General features: G+C 71.8%; 9 protein-coding genes. 7 read left to right on the top strand and 2 right to left on the bottom strand.

The features are described from left to right. Positions 1–1,215 precede the first annotated feature (1,215 nt). The 4 genes from ACRX5S_RS21695 to ACRX5S_RS21710 are packed head-to-tail and all read left to right on the top strand — an operon-like array spanning position 1,216 to position 5,132. Positions 1,216–2,361 (top strand): GNAT family N-acetyltransferase, encoded by a 1,146-nt coding sequence (locus tag ACRX5S_RS21695; protein ID WP_436774668.1) that lies wholly within the window; start codon positions 1,216–1,218, stop codon positions 2,359–2,361. Continuing rightward, positions 2,358–3,170, top strand: a complete 813-nt coding sequence (locus ACRX5S_RS21700; protein WP_436774669.1) for a polysaccharide deacetylase family protein — start codon at positions 2,358–2,360, stop codon at positions 3,168–3,170. The genes ACRX5S_RS21695 and ACRX5S_RS21700 overlap by 4 nt, the downstream gene beginning before the upstream one ends. Further along, a complete protein-coding gene (locus tag ACRX5S_RS21705; RefSeq protein WP_436774670.1) occupies positions 3,163–4,419 on the top strand; it encodes a glycosyltransferase in 1,257 nt (418 codons plus the stop codon). Before ACRX5S_RS21700 ends, ACRX5S_RS21705 begins: the two co-directional genes overlap by 8 nt. After that, positions 4,416–5,132, top strand: a complete 717-nt coding sequence (locus ACRX5S_RS21710) for a sugar transferase (protein WP_436774671.1) — start codon at positions 4,416–4,418, stop codon at positions 5,130–5,132. The genes ACRX5S_RS21705 and ACRX5S_RS21710 overlap by 4 nt, the downstream gene beginning before the upstream one ends. Positions 5,133–5,226: 94 nt before the next feature. Here ACRX5S_RS21710 and ACRX5S_RS21715 read toward each other — a convergent pair whose 3' ends face one another. After that, a complete protein-coding gene (locus ACRX5S_RS21715) occupies positions 5,227–6,267 on the bottom strand; it encodes an O-antigen ligase family protein (protein WP_436774672.1) in 1,041 nt (346 codons plus the stop codon). A gap of 142 nt (positions 6,268–6,409) precedes the next feature. Between ACRX5S_RS21715 and ACRX5S_RS21720 the strand changes: the two genes are divergently transcribed. Further along, complete coding sequence (locus tag ACRX5S_RS21720) at positions 6,410–7,018, top strand: NeuD/PglB/VioB family sugar acetyltransferase (protein WP_436774673.1); 609 nt, start codon at positions 6,410–6,412, stop codon at positions 7,016–7,018. A gap of 6 nt (positions 7,019–7,024) precedes the next feature. Here ACRX5S_RS21720 and ACRX5S_RS21725 read toward each other — a convergent pair whose 3' ends face one another. Beyond that, positions 7,025–7,975 (bottom strand): NAD-dependent epimerase/dehydratase family protein, encoded by a 951-nt coding sequence (locus ACRX5S_RS21725; protein WP_436774674.1) that lies wholly within the window; start codon positions 7,973–7,975, stop codon positions 7,025–7,027. Between the two features lie 365 nt (positions 7,976–8,340). Here ACRX5S_RS21725 and ACRX5S_RS21730 point away from each other — a divergent pair, with 365 nt between their 5' ends. Beyond that, positions 8,341–11,562 carry a N,N-dimethylformamidase beta subunit family domain-containing protein gene (locus ACRX5S_RS21730; protein WP_436774675.1) on the top strand — a complete coding sequence of 1,074 codons (3,222 nt, stop codon included), beginning with the start codon at positions 8,341–8,343 and terminating at the stop codon, positions 11,560–11,562. Between the two features lie 182 nt (positions 11,563–11,744). Beyond that, the gene (locus ACRX5S_RS21735) at positions 11,745–16,919 is read left to right on the top strand and encodes a DUF4082 domain-containing protein (protein ID WP_436774676.1); all 5,175 of its coding nucleotides are present in this window, start codon (positions 11,745–11,747) and stop codon (positions 16,917–16,919) included. Positions 16,920–16,944: the final 25 nt, after the last annotated feature.

Genomic DNA, 16,944 nt, shown 5'->3' on the forward strand with positions numbered 1-16,944 from the left:
AGCCCGCCGGGTCGTAGACCCCGTGGTACCCCAGAACCGCAAACCGCACGGCCGCGCGCCCGCCGAACCACCACTGCGCCGGCGACCGGCGCATCAAGGTGTCCCCGCCGCTGCGCAGCCCGGAACGCAGGCCAGATCGCAATTCCGCTCCCCACCACGAACCACCCGCCACCAACCGGCGGCCTCCCCACACGGCACGGTAACAAGCGACCTCCCGCACCGTCAGCCGCTTGCAGTATTGCCGCACCGGACAGGTCACCGCGCCCGGTCGGCTGCCGCCAGGCGACGGACAGAACAAGGCAGTTGGCGAAATCGCAGATCGACCGCATGACGTGCGCGTGCCGTTTCGGCCCGCGCTGCGCCGGCGGCTGTCGCGGACAAGCCCACAGACCGCGTGCCCAGGCGTCGCCCTTCCGCGCGGCGCCGGGCGACGCGGCGAGCCCGCACACGGTGGCCGCGATCCGGCAAGTCCCTTCGCACAGAGCGGGCCCAGCCGCCGGGCCCGAGGCGAAGACTGATCCCGCGACATCGGCCGCCGCCGCACCTCGACGCCCCACCGCGTGCGCGCGGGCCTGCGGCCGGGCGCCTTCGAGCGCGAGCTCAGGGACATCGGTCCGGCGAGCACAACCGGCACGTCCCCGCTCGTCGCCTTACCTCCGGTCCCCGCGGCTGCGGCCCGTCGCGGCGGCGACCTGGTGCGTCGTTCGCCCCCGTCGCCTCAGCGGTTCAACTGCCCGCCCTCCCCACACACATCGACCTGCTTGCCGGCCCGCTCGACGGGCGGGGACCCGGCGCGCGGTTGGCCGTCGCTTCCCCGTCGCGCTTCCGCGCTTCCGCGGGGGTGTGTCCCCGCGGCCTCGGCCGCGCGCGACCGGAATGCGGCGAGCGAGGTGGTCAGCGTCCGTGTCTGTCGTCGCCCGGTCGGCGCGGGAGGCGGTGCTTCGGGGGAATCGTGAATTCCTGGGGAAACCACCCGCATGGCGGCTTGTGGGGGCCTACGCTGATGTGCGGGTGGGCTGTGTCCGGTGGGGGAGCGCTGGGGCACGGCTCTAGGGCACGCCCCGGCATCGCTCACGTCGGGGCTGAGGGACGCTGGGGTCTCATGGTGGGGGCGGTAACAGCCGCGCGCCGCGGCGGGGGCGTCGGGTGCGGGGCGGTCAGGCGGTTCGGTACGTCCGGGCGCACGCATGCCCGAGCGCGCTCCGAGGTGGTCCGTTGAGCACCCGCGGGGTGTTCCTGCGTGCACGGGACCTCGAACCCGGCTTCGCCGCCGGGTGGGACGATCTCGTGGCCGCCCGCGGCACGTTCGCCGACTGCTTCGACACGCACGTCTGGGCCGCGGCGGTGTTCGGCGCGTACCCCGAGACCGCCGAACGCGCCCGCATAGCCGCCGTCGTCGACGACGCCACCGGACGCCCGCAATCCGTCCTCGCGCTCCAGGACCACGGCGGCGGCCGCTACACGACCCTCGCCCCCGACCGGCCCCGCTCGCGCGTCGTCAGTGAGCAGGCCGATCTCACGCCGCTCGCCGAGCAGTTGGCCCGCGGCGGCGTACGCGACCTGTTCCTGCGTCGCCTCCCCAGCCGCGACCCGGCGACCCACCGCCTGCTCGGCGCCCTCCGCCGCACCGGCTACCGCGTGCACGCCCGCGAGCGCTCGCACGACATGCTCGCCGGCGTCGAGGACGGCTGGTCCGGCCACCGCGCGCGTTTCAAGTCGTTCCACACCCACTGCGGCCGCGCCGACCGCAAGATCCGCGCGCACGGCGGTGCCCGCTTGGACGCGTACCTCGAACCCGCCGCCGTCGACGAGGCGTTCGACACCTACGCCGACCTCTTCCCACGCAGTTGGAAGGGCCCGCTCGCCGACCGCACCCGCACGGAACGCCGTGAACTGGTGCACCGCGCGGCCGTCCGCGGCTGGACGCGCCTCTACATCCTGCGCGTGGCCGACCGGCCCGCCGCCACCTACCTGTGGTTCCGGGTCGGCGCGGTCGCACTCTGGCACTCCACCGCGTACGACGAGGAACTGGCCCCGCTCGGCGTCGGCAACCTCGCCATGTGGCGTGCCCAGGAGCACCTTCTCACCGAGCACCTGCACACGACGGACGACACCGAAAGCGACCAACCGCCCGGGCTCGTCGACCTGTTGCCGACCACCACCGCCCAGAAGAACCGCCTCGCCCCCGAGCGCCCGCCGCTGCTCGACGTCGAGGCGGTACGCGAACGGCCGTTCGCCTCCGCCGCCCTGCCCGTCCGCGCCCTCGCGCGCACCGCGCACGCCGCGGCCGTCGGGCGGCTGCGGGTCCGCGCGCGGAGCCGCACCACCGAACCGACTCCACCAGGGGGCACCCCGTCATGACCAGGCTCAGTGGCGACGAGGTCCGCACCGCGCTCAAGCGCGGGCTCGGCCGGTGCGCCGGGCGACGCCCCGCACCCGGCGCGACCGTGCTGATCTACCACCGCGTCGGCGGCGGCTCACGCGACGAACTCGACCTGCCCGCCGACCGGTTCGCCCGCCAGCTCGACGCCCTGCCACCCGGCTCGGTGGTACCGCTCGACACCGCGCTCGACCGGCTCGCCGCAAGCGACCGCACCCCGTCCGTCGTGCTCACCTTCGACGACGGCTTCGCTGACGTCCACGCCAACGCCTGGCCGCTGCTGCGCGACCGCGGTCTGCCGTTCACCCTCTACCTGGCCAGCGGCATGGTCGGCGGCACCATGCACTGGGAAGGCTCCACCGGAACCAGCTCCGGCGCACCCGCGCTCACCTGGGACCAACTCGCGGAAATGCACGGCAGTGGGCTGATGACCATCGGCAACCACACCCGCACCCACGCCCGTCCGGAAGCCCTCACCGCGGACGAACTCGACGCCGCATCGGACGACATCGACAAGAACCTCGGAGTGCGGCCCGACCACTTCGCCTACACCTGGGGCGTACCGGTGCCCGCCATGGAGCACGCGCTGCGCTGCCGCTTCCGCAGCGCCGCCACCGGCACCCTCGGCCGCAACCTCCCCGGCGCCGATCCGATGCGCCTCAACCGCGTCCCGGTCCGCCGGACCGACCCGCCCGAGTTCTTTCGCGCCAAACTGACCGGCAACCTCGGGCCCGAACGCGCGTACGGCCACGTCGTACGCCTCGGCAAGAAGGCAGGCGCCCGTGCCTGAGCACCGGTCCCGACCGCCGGCCGTGAGCCTGCCGGACGGTCTCCGCATCCCCGTCGGCCCCGGCGGACGTCCGCTGCGGGTCGCCCACCTGACCACCGTCGACATGAGCCTCGCGCTGCTCCTGCGCACCGAACTCCAGGTCGATGTCGCCGCCGGATTCGAGGTGTTCGGCCTCAGCGCCCCCGGCGAGTACGTCCCCGGCATCGAGGAACTGGGCGTCACCCACGTGCCGCTGCACGCCCTCACCCGATCCTGGGACCTCGCCCGCGACGCCGCCGCTGCCCGCGAACTCACCGCCACACTCCGCAGGTTGCGCCTGGACGTCCTGCACACGCACAACCCCAAGACCGGCGTGCTCGGCAGGATCCTCGGCCGCGCGGCCCGCGTCCCGGTCGTCGTGAACACGTGTCACGGCCTGTGGCTCCGCCCCGGAGACCCCTGGCCGCGACGGGCGTTCGTCCTCGGCGCGGAAGCCGCCGCCGCCCGAGCGTCGCACGCCGAGCTCTACCAGAACGCCACCGACCAACGTACCCTCGCCCGCGCGGTCCCCGGCCGACGCTCGCGCGTCGTCGGCAACGGCACCGACCTGAGCCGCTTCCGCCCCGACCCCGAAGCACGCACCCGCATACGCACCGAACTCCGCGTCAGCGAAGACGAATTGCTCGTCGGCGGCGTCGGCCGCCTGGTCGCCGAAAAGGGCGTCGGCGAGTACGAGGCCGCCGCCCGAACCCTCGCCGGCAAGGCGCGCTTCGTCTGGATCGGCCCCGAAGACCCGGACAAACCCGACGCCTTCGCCACCGACGGCACCTCGGGCGTCGAACACCTCGGTGGCCGCTCGGACATGCCCGACGTGTACGCCGCACTCGACCTGTTCGTCCTGCCCTCCTACCGCGAAGGCTTCTCGCGCTCCGCGATGGAGGCCGCCGCGAGCGGCGTCCCCATGGTGCTCAGCGACATCCGCGGCTGCCGCGAGATCGGCACCCACGGCGAACACCTGCTGCTCGTTCCGCCCGGCGACGCCGCCGCGCTGGCCGCGGCGATCGACCGCATGCTCACCGAACCCGAGCTGCGCGCCCGCCTCGCCGCCGCCGGACGCGCCCGCGCACTCGCCGAGTTCGACCAGCGCCGCGTCGCCCAGGCGTCCCTGGACACCTACCGGGCCGTCGCCCGCCGCAAGAACCTCGGCTGGGGCGAGCGCCCCGCCGACGGAGCAGGCCACCGGCACGACAGAGGAGGCGGCACGGCATGATGCGGAGACTCTTCGACGTCACCACCGCCGCACTGACACTGCTGCTGCTCGGCCCGATGATCATCGTCATCGCCGTCCTCATCCGCACCACCATGGGCGGCCCGGTGCTCTTCCGGCAGACGCGCAGCGGCATGCACGGACGCGACTTCCGCATCCTCAAGTTCCGCACCATGCGCCATCCGAGGTATCCGGACGAGCCCGACCAGGACCGCATCAGCCGTGTCGGACACCTCCTGCGCACCACGAGCATGGACGAACTCCCGCAGCTCATCAACGTGTTGACCGGCGACATGGCAGTCATCGGCCCGCGCCCGACGCTGCCCGAACAGGTCGCCCACTACACGCCCCGGCAGCGCGGCCGCCTGGACGTCCGGCCGGGCCTCACCGGCTGGGCGCAGGTCCAGGGCCGCAACGCGCTGAGCTGGCCCGCGCGTATCGAGTACGACCTCTACTACGTGCGCAACCGTGGCTTCCGGCTCGACCTCAGAATCCTGCTGCGCACCGTCGTCCTGCTTCTGCGGCCGCAGGGCATCACCGGCGCCAACGGCGTCAACCCGGGCTTCCCGGCCGCCCAGAAGGCGTCCGCGGCGCAGAACTCCCCGGGGACCGGCGGCGTCACGGCCGCATCCGGCAACCGCGCACCATGGACCGTGCCGTACAACGCGACCGCGACGACGCCGATGGACGCGATCCCGGCGGAGGAAGCGTCCTGACCCCAGGGGCAGTCGGGGACCGCCGCCGCGCCAGCCGAGCCCGCCGCGAGCGCGCAATCCGAGCCTCCGCAACACTCCTGCGCAGACCGGCAGTTCACCGCTGCCAAGTCCGCAACTGCGCATCCGGGGCCGCCGTGGCCACCCCCAGCACCACCCCCGCCGCGACCAGCACCAGCGGGAATTCCGCCACGTAGTCGATCGACGCCTGCAACGCGAAGGCCGTGAACGACGCCGCCCCCACCGCCACCACCGCGGGATCCTGCCGAGACCGCCACAGCCGCACGTACGCCCACGCCACCAGCGCGACCAGGCACGCAAGCCCCGGCAGCCCCTGCTCGGCCGCCTGCCGCAGCCACTGCGAGTGCGCCGCCTTGGTGTCGCCGTCCGCCAGCGCCGTCGGGCTCTGCGCCAGGAACGTCCCCGGCCCCGTGCCCCGCCACGGATTGTCGCCCGACAGCTCCAGCGCGTCGTGCCAGGTGTCGACGCGCCGCTCGGTCAGCCCGGACTCCGCCGTGCCGCGCACCCCCGAGGCCTCCGACCCGCGGTCGCCGCCCAGGTACACCGTCCCCATCGCCACGACCACCACGCACAACGCGCCCGCCACCACGAACGAGCCGCGCCGCCGCGCCGACAGCGCGGTCAGGCCCACCAGCAGGATCACCAGCGCCCCGAACACCGCCGCCAGCGACCGCGTCGCGAACGCCCCCAGCACCAACAGCCCGGCCAGCAGGTGCATTTCGCCGCGCCGCCGATCGCCGGTCGCGGCCAACGAGGCCAGGCACGCGGCACCCACCGCCTGCGCCACCAGCGCACCGTTGGCGTTCCCGTAGCCGAGCGGCGCGGCCAGCGACGCGCCGGACAACGCGTCCGGCGACAACAGCAGCAGCACCGCCACCGCACCCGCCAGCGACGCGCACACGCTGAACGCCGACCGCGCCCCGGCAACCCGCCCCGCCACGTATGCCGCCGAGACCGTGAGCAGCCCCAGCAGGTAGCCCTCGGGACTCGCGGGACGCCCGGCCGCGGCCAGCAGCGCCCACACACTCGCGGCCGCGACCAGGATCACGCCCAGCAGGTCCAACCGGGACAGGTTCCCCCGGTCGATCCGCCCGGTCACGCCCAGCGAACGCCGCACCGCGCGCGACCTCTTCAGCCGCCGCCAGCCACGCGCCGCACGCGAGCTCCCGATGCGTTTCGGGATCATCGAGCTGCCTTTCCGGTCATCGGCCGCGCCGGATCCGTGACGTTCCGGGCCCGCCGCACGGCAGGATGTGCGCATGTCCTTCTTCATCGCCGGGGCCGGCGGCGTCGGCCGCGAAGCCCTCGACGCCGCGATCGCCGGCGGAGTGACCGTCGACGCGTTCCTCGACGACACCCTCGCCGGCGGCAAGGTGCGCGGCCTCCCGGTCCTGCGGCCCGCCGACGCCGAACCCGGCGGGGCCTACCTGATCGGTATCGCCGCCCCCGCGGCCCGCGCGCGCCTCGCCGAACTCCTGGACGGACTCGGCCTGACCCCCGCGACCCTCGTCCACCCGCGCGCGGTGATCGCCCCCGAGACGCGCATCGCCGACGGATGCCTCGTGCTCGCCAACGCACACGTTTCGAGCAGCATCACCGTCGGCCCGCACGCGCAGGTCCACTACAACGCCACCGTCGGGCACGACGCCGTCCTCGACGAGCGCGTCACCGTCTACCCCGGCGCCAACATCTCCGGCAACGTGCGGCTGTGCGCCGACGCCACCGTGGGCAGCAACGCCGTTGTCCTGCAAGGGCTGACGGTCGGCCCGGGCGCCTTCGTGGGCGCGGGCGCGGTCGTCACCCGCGACGTGGCCGCAGGCCAGGTGGTCGTCGGTTCCCCGGCCCGCCCGCTGCCGGAGCGGCTGTGACACGGCTCATCCCCGGCTCGGCACCGCGACCCGGGAGCGGAACCACGCGACCGTCTCGGTGAGGCCCCGGCGCAGGTCCACCGGTTGGGCGTCCGGGAACAGCTTTCGCAACTCGGAGCAGTCCGCCTGCGAGTCGCGTACGTCCCCCGCCCGCGGCGCCACGTGCTCCACCGCGAGCTCCGCGCCCAGCACCTCGCCGAGCAGCGCGATCAGCGCGTTCAGTGAAGTCCGGGTGCCGAACGCGAGGTTGACCGGCCCGTCGTGGGTCACCCGGCGCACCACCGCGTCGGTCAGCACCGCGCACACGCTGCCGATGTTCGTGAAGTCGCGCGTCTGTTCGCCGTCTCCGTGCACGGTCAGCGGACGGCCCGCCAGCGCGGCGTCGATGAACCGCGGGATCACCGCGGCGTACGCGTGGTCCGCGGGCTGCAACGGGCCGAACACGTTGAAGAAGCGGAAGGGCAGCACCGGCAGGCCGTAGCAGTGCCCGTACGCCAGGACGTACGACTCCGTCGCCAACTTGCTGACCGCATACGGGCTCAGCGGCATCGTGCGCAGGTCCTCGCGCTTCGGCAGCACCGGGTTGCGCCCGTACACCGACGACGAGGACGCCGCGATCACATGGGCCCCGCCCGCCCGCCGCGCGGCCTCCAGCACCATCAGCGTCCCGGTCGCGTTGGCGTGGTGGCTCGCCACCGGCGCCTCGATCGACCGCGGCACCGACGGCAGCGCGCCCAGATGCACCACGGTGGCCGCGCCCGCGCATGCCCGGTCCATCAACTCCTCGTCCAGGAACGTCCCGTGGTGGAACTCCACGGGCACGCCCGCGAGGTTGTCCAGCGAGCCGGTCGACAGGTCGTCGACCACGGCGACCTCGTCGACCTCGGACCGCGCGAGCAGCGCCCGCGCCAGATTCGATCCGATGAAGCCCGCTCCACCGGTCACGACAACCTTCATGAGCCCCCCACAGCGTCTCGGCCGCGTACCTCGATCCCCGGACGGGCCCAAGAGCCCCCTCGACGACCCGGTCCGGTGAAGGGCATGCTACCCAGCGCCCGCGCCCGGCGGGGCAACCGTTCCGAAGTGCCCACATCAGCGATGTTCTTGCGCAACACTGTGGCCAGGCAACTGTCGGCGACGCTCACCCCCGTCGGAATCGGACCCGTGGGGGACGTCGGCAGGCGGCCCGGCCGGCGTCTCTGGGGAGAGGGCCCGACCGGGTCCTAGGGGTAGGGGTCGCCATCATGCAATCCGCGGCAGTTCGCCGTACTCGTTTCCAGGTGGTCCGGGCCAGACAGCGGCCGCGGTGGCGGGGGCGCGCCGTGTCGCCCGTCTACCTCGCGCTGTTCGGCCTGCTGGGGGCCACGGCCATCGTGCTGCCCACCGCGGGCCGCGCCGGCGCCGGGCCGTGCGACGCGCCGGTCGTCAACGCCGTCGTGTGCGAGAACAGCAAGACCGGGACCGCGCGCACCACCTGGGACGTCACCGGCTCCGGCAGCAGCTCGATCCAGGGCTTCGCCACCGAGATCAGCGTCAACGTCGGCCAGACCGTGCGGTTCAAGGTCAAGACCCCGGCGACCGCCTACCGCCTCGACATCTACCGGCTCGGCTGGTACGGCGGCAGCGGCGCCCGCAAGATCACCACGGTCAACCCGTCCACCCCGCTGCCGCAGAACCAGCCGAACTGCGACTCCGACGACGCCAACACCGGCCTGGTCGACTGCTCCAACTGGGCCGAGTCCGCGTCCTGGACGGTGCCTGCCGGCTCAGTCTCCGGCTACTACCTCGCCAAGCTCGTGCGCACCGACGGAACCACCGGGGCCAGCCACATCGCGTTCGTCGTGCGCGACGACGCGTCCACGTCCAAGCTGTTCATGCAGGCCTCGGACACCACCTGGCAGGCGTACAACGAGTACGGCGGCAACAGCCTGTACGAGGGCCAGCCGGTCGGCCGGGCGTACAAGGTCAGCTACAACCGGCCGTTCACGACCCGCGGCGACAACCCCGAGGACTGGCTGTTCAACGCCGAGTACCCGATGATCCGCTTCCTGGAGCGGAACGGCTACGACGTCAGCTACACGACCAACGCCGACACCGCGCGCCGCGGCCAACTCATCAAGAACCACAAGGTGTTCCTGTCGGTCGGCCACGACGAGTACTGGTCCGCCGAGCAGCGCGCCAACGTCGAGGCGGCCCGCGACGCGGGCGTCAACCTGGCCTTCTTCTCCGGCAACGAGCTGTTCTGGAAGACCCGTTGGGAGAACGGCGGGATGAACGGCGAGGGGGCGGCGTACCGCACGGTCGTCTCCTACAAGGAGACCCTGGACGACGCCAAGACCGACCCGGCCGGACCGGCGATGTGGACCGGCACGTGGCGCGACCCGCGCTTCTCGCCGCCCGCGGACGGCGCAAAGCCGGAGAACTCGCTGACCGGGCAGCAGTTCAAGGCGAATTGCTGCACGACCGACATGACGGTCGGCAGCGAGGACGGCAAGATGCGCTTCTGGCGCAACACCCGTGCCGCGACCCTCGCCGCCGGAACCGAGACAACGCTCGGCAGCGGCCTGCTCGGGTACGAGTGGGACGTCGACACCGAGAACAGCGTCCGGCCCGCCAACATGATCCGGCTGTCCACGACCACCGAGTCCGGCGACATGCTCCAGGACCACGGCTCGTCGTATGCGAGCGGCACAGCGACCCACCACCTGACCCTCTACCGCGCCCCCAGCGGCGCGCTGGTCTTCGGCGCGGGCACCATCCAGTGGTCCTGGGGTCTCGACAACACCCGTACCAGCGGAACAGGAAGCGTGGACACGGCCGTTCAACAGGCCACCCTCAACCTGTTCGCCGACATGGGCGTGCTGCCGGGCAGCCTCATGACCGGCATGACCGCCCCGGCCACGTCGACCGACACGACGCCACCGACCTCGCAGATCACCGCACCGGTCGCCGGCCAGAACATCGCCGTCAACCAGGCGACCACCATCACCGGCACCGCGGTCGACACCGGCGGCGGGCGCGTCGGCGGGGTCGAGGTGTCCACCGACAACGGCGCGACGTGGCACCCCGCGACCACCGGGCGCGAATCGTGGACGTACAGCTTCACCCCGACCGTCACCGGGCCGATCACCGTCAAGAGCCGCGCCACCGACGACAGCGTGCGCAGCGAGACACCCGGCGCGGGCGTCAACGTGATCGTCGGCAGCGGCGGCCCGCCGCCCGTCGTGAACTGCCCGTGCACCATCTGGCCGACCGGGACCGTGCCGAACTCCGGTGCGGACAACTACGCCTCGCCGGTCGAGCTCGGCGTCAAGTTCAAGCCCGACCGGGACGGCTACATCACCGGCATTCGCTACTACAAGTTCGCCGAGAACACCGGCACCCACGTCGGACACCTCTGGAGCGCATCCGGAACGCAGCTCGCCGAGGCGACCTTCAGCGGCGAGACGGCCGACGGGTGGCAGCAGGTTCTGTTCTCCGCGCCGGTCCCGGTCACCGCGAACACGACCTACGTCGCGTCGTACTACGCCCCCAACGGGCGGTACGCCGCCGACCAGGACTACTTCGCGGCGCAGTTCTCCCGCGCCCCGCTGACCGCGCTCGCCAGCGGCGCGTCCGGCGGCAACGGCGTCTATCGCCAAGGCTCCGGCGGAGGGTTCCCGAACAACACCTGGAACGCCGCGAATTACTGGGTGGACGTCGTCTTCGACACCTCCGCCGCCCCGCTGCCGGTCGGCCCCGCGGTCACCGGCAAGACGCCCGCGGACGGCGCCTCGGGCGTGGCCGTCGGCACCAACCTGACCGCGGTGTTCGACGAGGACGTCCAGCCGGCCACCATCGTGTGGCAGCTCAAGAAGCCGGACAACTCGACGGTTTCGGGCGGCACTTCCTACACCGCGGGTACGCGTACCGCCACCTTCGACCCGGGAGCCGACCTGCTGCCGGGCACCGTCTACACGGCCACCCTCAGCGGCGCCGAGGACGGCGACGGCACGGCCATGGACCCGGTCACCTGGTCCTTCACCACCGCCGGAACGACCCCGCCGCCGGTCTGCGCACCGTGCACCATCTGGCCCGCGGGCACCGTGCCCGGCACACCGTCCGATCCCGAGGCCATCCCGATCGAGGTCGGCGTGAAGTTCACCACGACCGTCAACGGCTCCATCACCGGAGTGCGCTTCTACAAGGGATCCGGCAACACGGGGACGCACGTCGCGCACTTGTGGTCGGCGTCCGGCACGCTCCTCGCGACCAAGACCTTCGCCGGCGAGACCGCGACGGGCTGGCAGCAGGTCGTGTTCGACGCACCGGTCTCCGTGACGGCGGGCACGACATATGTCGCGTCGTACTACGCCCCCAACGGGCGGTACGCCGCCGACCAGGACGGCCTGGTGCAACAGGCCGGCACAGGACCGGTCAAGGCTCTCGCCGACGGCCCGTCCGGGGGCAACGGCGTGTACCGCCAAGGCACCGGCGGGGGCTTCCCGACCGACACCTGGAGCGCCAGCAACTACTGGGTGGACGTGACCTTCACGACGAGCTGACCCCGGCTCACTTGCACCGCACGCCTTTGGGCGGGGCGCCGCGACGGCGCCCCGCCACGCGTACCGAATTCCCCCGAGGAGTACAGACGATGGCACGCCGCCACGCGCCGCCGCGTTCCCGAATCCGCAGACCCGCCCTGGCTTTTGGGCTCTTCCGCACCCGCCGGAGGAAGGCCGCCGCCATGTCCGGCGTCACCACCGCCCTCGCGGCGGTGGCCGCGCTGGTCTTCACCCTCTTCTCGCCGTTGTCCGCGCAGGCCGCGCCGTGCAGCCCGTGTTCCCTCTTCGGGACCACGAACCCCGGCGTCGGCCCCGACAGCGAGGCCATCTCCGTCGAACTCGGCGTGCGCTTCGTGCCCAAGACGAACGGCCGTGTGCTCGGCGTCAAGTTCTGGAAGGACCCCGCCAACACCGGTGTGCACAAGGGCTACTTGTGGAACACCACGACGGGCACCGCGACGCAGGTGACGTTCGCGAACGAGACCGCCTCCGGTTGGCAGACCCAATTGTTCGCGGCGCCCGTCGACGTGACGGCGGGAACGACGTACATCGCCTCCTATCTCGCGCCCAACGGCCGCTACACCGCGACCACCGGCTTCTTCAACCAGGCGCACGACAGCGAGCAACTGACCGCGCCGGCAAGCGGCGGAGGGCAGGGCAACGGCGTCTACCAGGCCGGCGCGGGCGGCACCGTCATGCCGAACAACTCCTGGAACGCAAGCAATTACTGGGTCGACCCCGTCTTCGAACCGGCCGCGGACGTCACCGCGCCGACGGTGACCGCGAAGTCGCCCGCAGAGAACGCGACTGCTGTGCCGGTCAATTCGACGCTCGGCGCGACCTTCGGCGAGAGCGTGCAGCCCGCCACGGTGACGTGGCAGCTCAAGAAGCCGGACAACTCGACGGTCACCGGGACGGCGACGTACGACGCCGCGACCCGCACGTCGTCGTTCACGCCCGGCGCCAACCTCGCCGTGTCGACGGTCCACACCGCCACGGTCAGCGGGGCCAAGGACCTCGCGGGCAACGCGATGGCCCCGGTGACCTGGTCGTTCACCACCGCGGCAAGCGTCCCGACGACCTCGACCTTCAGCATCTTCACCGGCAACGAGCCGGTGAACACGCCGAACAACGACAACTCGCCCAACGAACTCGGCGTGCGCTTCCACACCACCGCGAACGGCTTCATCAAGGCCGTGAAGTTCTACAAGAGTTCCGCCAACACGGGCCCCTTCACGGTCAGCCTGTGGAACACCGCGGGAACGCGTATCGCGGGCGTCGACAACGTCACCAACCTGACCGGGCAGGGCTGGAAGACCGTCAACCTGGCCAACCCCGTTGCGGTGACGGCCAATACGACGTACATCGCTTCGTACCACACCATGAGCGGCAACTACGCCTACGCCAACGGGTACTTCTCCGGGCAGTCGGCGGGCAACGCCAAGATCGTGGCCCCGGCCGGCGTCGGCGGCGCACCGAACGGCGTCTACCGGTACTCCAGCAGCACGACGTTCCCCACCGACAGCTACCAGAACAGCAACTACTGGGTGGACGTGCTGTTCGACACCGACGGCACCGACAACGTCGCGCCCGTCATCGCGAACCGCAACCCGCTGCCGAACGACACCGGAGTCCCCGTGGCGATCCAGCCCGCGGTGGACTTCAGCGAGGCGGTCAAGCCCGGATCGGTCAGCCTCACCCTCAAGCAGGGCGCGAACACGGTTCCCGCGACCCTGGAGTTCGACGACCCGGCCCAGCCCACGCAGGTGCTGCTGAAACCGAACGCCGCACTCTCGTACTCGACCCAATACACCGTGACCCTGGGCAACTTCCAGGACCTGGCCGGGAACAACGGCACGGGGGCCACCTGGAACTTCACGACGGGCGCGGCCCCGCCACCCGTGCCGTGCTCGTCGCCCAACACCGGGCCGATCCTCGTCGTCACGGCCAACGCCAACCCGTACGCCTGCTACTACAGCGAGATCCTGCGCGCCGAAGGCCTGAACTCCTTCACCACGCTCGACATCGGGGCGGTCAACTCCACCGAACTCGCCAAGTACACAACGGTGGTCCTCGGTGACCTCGACCCGAGCCCGACCCTCGTCACCGCGCTGACCGCGTGGGTGAACAACGGCGGCAACCTGATCACGATGCGCCCGCGAGCGACGCTGTCGGCACTGACCGGGCTCGACTCCAACGCGGGCGTGCTCGGCGACCAGTACCTCAAGGTGCAGGACACCACCGGACCCGGCGCGGGCATCTACAGCGACCGGGCCATCCAGTACCACGGCAATGCCGACCAGTGGACGCCCGCCGCGGGCACCACCGTGATCGCCGAACTGTTCCGGCGTACCGGCGCCGCCGAACCCACCGGCATCGGAAAGCCGGCCGTCACCCAGCGGACCGTCGGGACGGGCACCGTCACCGCGTTCGCCTTCGACCTGGCCCGCTCGGTGGTGCTGACCCGTCAGGGCAACCCGGCCCAGGCCAACAAGGAGAACGACACCCTCACCGACAACCTGCGCTCGACCGACATGTTCTACCGGGACTGGGTCGACCTGAACCGCGTCGAGGTCCCGCAGGCCGACGAGCAGCAGCGCCTGCTGGCCAACGTCATCGAGAAGGCCAACCGCGACAAGGCACCGCTGCCGCGCTTCTGGTACTTCCCGGGCAAGGTCGGACCCGCAACCCCGGATCTGCACGCGGCGGTCCTGGTCTCGACCGGCGACCACCACAACACGCCGCAGGCCGGCATCACCGACCGCGTCACCAAGTACAACGCGAACAGCGACCCGGCGTGCACGGGCGCGCTCACCCAGGCCGACTGGGTGCGCGACTGGCGCTGCATGCGCGGCACGTTCTACATCTGGGACGCGAGCGGCGAGGCCCCGCCGGCCACCGTCGACGGCTGGCGCAACCAGGGCTTCGAGGTCGGGCGCCACGTCTCCGCGGGCGGCAACTGCGTCCGGGTCGCCCCGAACACCCCGCCGGCCACCGTCACCGCGACGCTGACCAACGCGTTCAACGACAGCCTCGGCGACTTCCAGGGCAAGTACGGGTATTCGCCCACCACCAGTCGGACCCACTGCATGGCGTGGCCCGACTACAGCACCAACGCCTCGGTCGAACTGGCCAACGGCGTGCGGATGGACACCAACTACTACTACCTGCCCGACACCTGGTCGAACTCGTACGGCTCGCCGCTCATGAAGGACGCCCCGGGCTTCTACACCGGTTCGGGCATGCCGATGCGCTTCACCGAGGCCAACGGCACGATGATCGACGTGTACCAGGCGACGACCCAACTGCACGACGAGTTCTGCCAGACGTACCCGACGCAGTTCTCCACGATGGTCGACCGCGCCCAGGGCAGCCAGGGCTTCTATGCCGCCATCACCCTCAACAACCACCTCGACAACCGGCTCGCGAATGCGGACGGCAACTGCGCCAAGGTCGACCAGGTCGCCATTCAGGACGCGGTGATCGCCGCGGCCAAGGCCAAGGGAGTCCCGGTCATCTCCGCCAAGCAGCTCCTGGAGTGGACCGACGCACGCAACCAGTCCTCGATCACCGGCCTGACCCGCAACGGCGGCAACGTCACCTTCACCGTCAACGCGAACGCCGCGGCGGCCAATCTGATGACGATGCTTCCGACCGCGGGCCCGTCGGGCCAGACGCTCACCGGGCTCACGCGCGGGGCCGTATCGGTGCCGTACTCCGAGAAGACCATCAAGGGCATCGAGTACGCGGTCTTCAAGGGCGTCTCCGGCGCCTACACCGCCACCTACGCCGCGCCCCTCGCGGCACCGCAGGTCCAGACGCTCGCGGCCGCTCCACAGAAGGACGGCACCGCGGACGTGACGTGGACGACGGACACACCGTCCACGACGCAACTGTCGCTCGGGGAGAAGCCGGACGCCCTCGCGCCGGTCAAGACCGTGGGTGAGACCGCGGGGGAGCACCACGTCGAGGTCGGCGCGCTGAAGCCCGACACGACGTACTACTACCGCGTCACCTCGGTCGACGGGGGCGGACGTACGACGGTGTCCCCGGACCCGTCGCAGAAGCCGCTCCAGTTCAAGACGCCGAAGGCCGACAAGAAGGCCCCGAAGATCACCGACCAGAGCGTGGTCCCGTGGCCGGACGGCACGGCTGTGGTGACCTGGAAGACCGACGAGCCGTCGACGACCAAGGTCGTGGTCGGCCAGGGAGCAGCGCAGATGCGCGTGGCGGCACATGACCAGGAGCCGGTGACCACGCACAAGGCGGTCATCAGCGGGCTGGTGCCCGGGCAGTCGTACGCCTTCCAACTGGTGTCGGCGGACGAGGCCGGCAACGAGGCGAACTGGTCGGGCAAGAAGGCCGGGACGGCGCGCTTCGACATGCCGAAGTACGGCGTGGCCGAGCACACCGGGCCGACCTTCGCGACAGGCAACCGGAGCGGGGGAGCCGTCGTCGACGAGACCGCGGGCGTCCTGACCCTGGGCAGTCAGGCCGAACAGGACTTCGCGGACGGCACCGGCAGCGGCCCCTGGGGCCAGGTCCCGATCGCCCAGGGCGGCAACACCACCGTGGACGACGGGGCGCTGACCCTGGACGGCACCGCTGCGGGCGTCGGCCTCGCGCCGTCCTCCGGACGCCGCCTCGACTTCCAGGCGGTGTTCGACGGCCCGGCCTCGCAGGTCGCAGGCTGGGGCGACCCGGTCAACGGCCCGGCGGCGGTCTTCGAGTGGCGGGCGGACGGTCTGCACGCGCTGGCGGTCGGCGTCGGCGGGCGCGACCGCACCGACAAGAAGATCGACGGCGACTGGGGCGGCGCTCCGCACAACTACACGATCGAACGGGACGGGAAGGGCTTCCGCTTCTCGGTCGACGGCAAGAAGGCCGCGGACGTCAAGGCCCAACTCCCGGCCATGACCCCTGCGGCGCGCGACACCCTCACCGACCGGATCCCGCTGCGGGTGAAGCAGGTGAAGGACGGCGACAAGCTGACCGACGGCACGTACACGTCCCAGGTCCTGGACGCGACGCAGATGGTCAACTGGCTTCAGGCCACCTGGCAGGCGGACCTGCCGCAGGGCACGTCGCTCAAGGTCTCGGTACGCACCGGCAGCAAGGCGGTGCCGGACGACACCTGGACGCAGTGGCGCGACCTGGGCGGTTCCGGAAGCCCGCTGGGCGGCGCGGGATCGCGGTTCCTCCAGTACAAGGTCGAGCTCGTCGGCAACGGGGCTGCGGTTCCGACGCTGTACGGCATCGCCTTCACGCACGACGGGAAGCCGGCGGTCGAACCGGCCGGGGCGGCGCACATCTCCGAGGTTCCGGCGGCGGCCCCGGCCGCGGGGAAGACGCCGTAGCGCGGTCGCCTGGGCCCGCTCGGGA

The sequence above is a fragment of the Yinghuangia sp. YIM S09857 genome, assembly GCF_051388915.1.
GTDB lineage: Bacteria > Actinomycetota > Actinomycetes > Streptomycetales > Streptomycetaceae > Yinghuangia.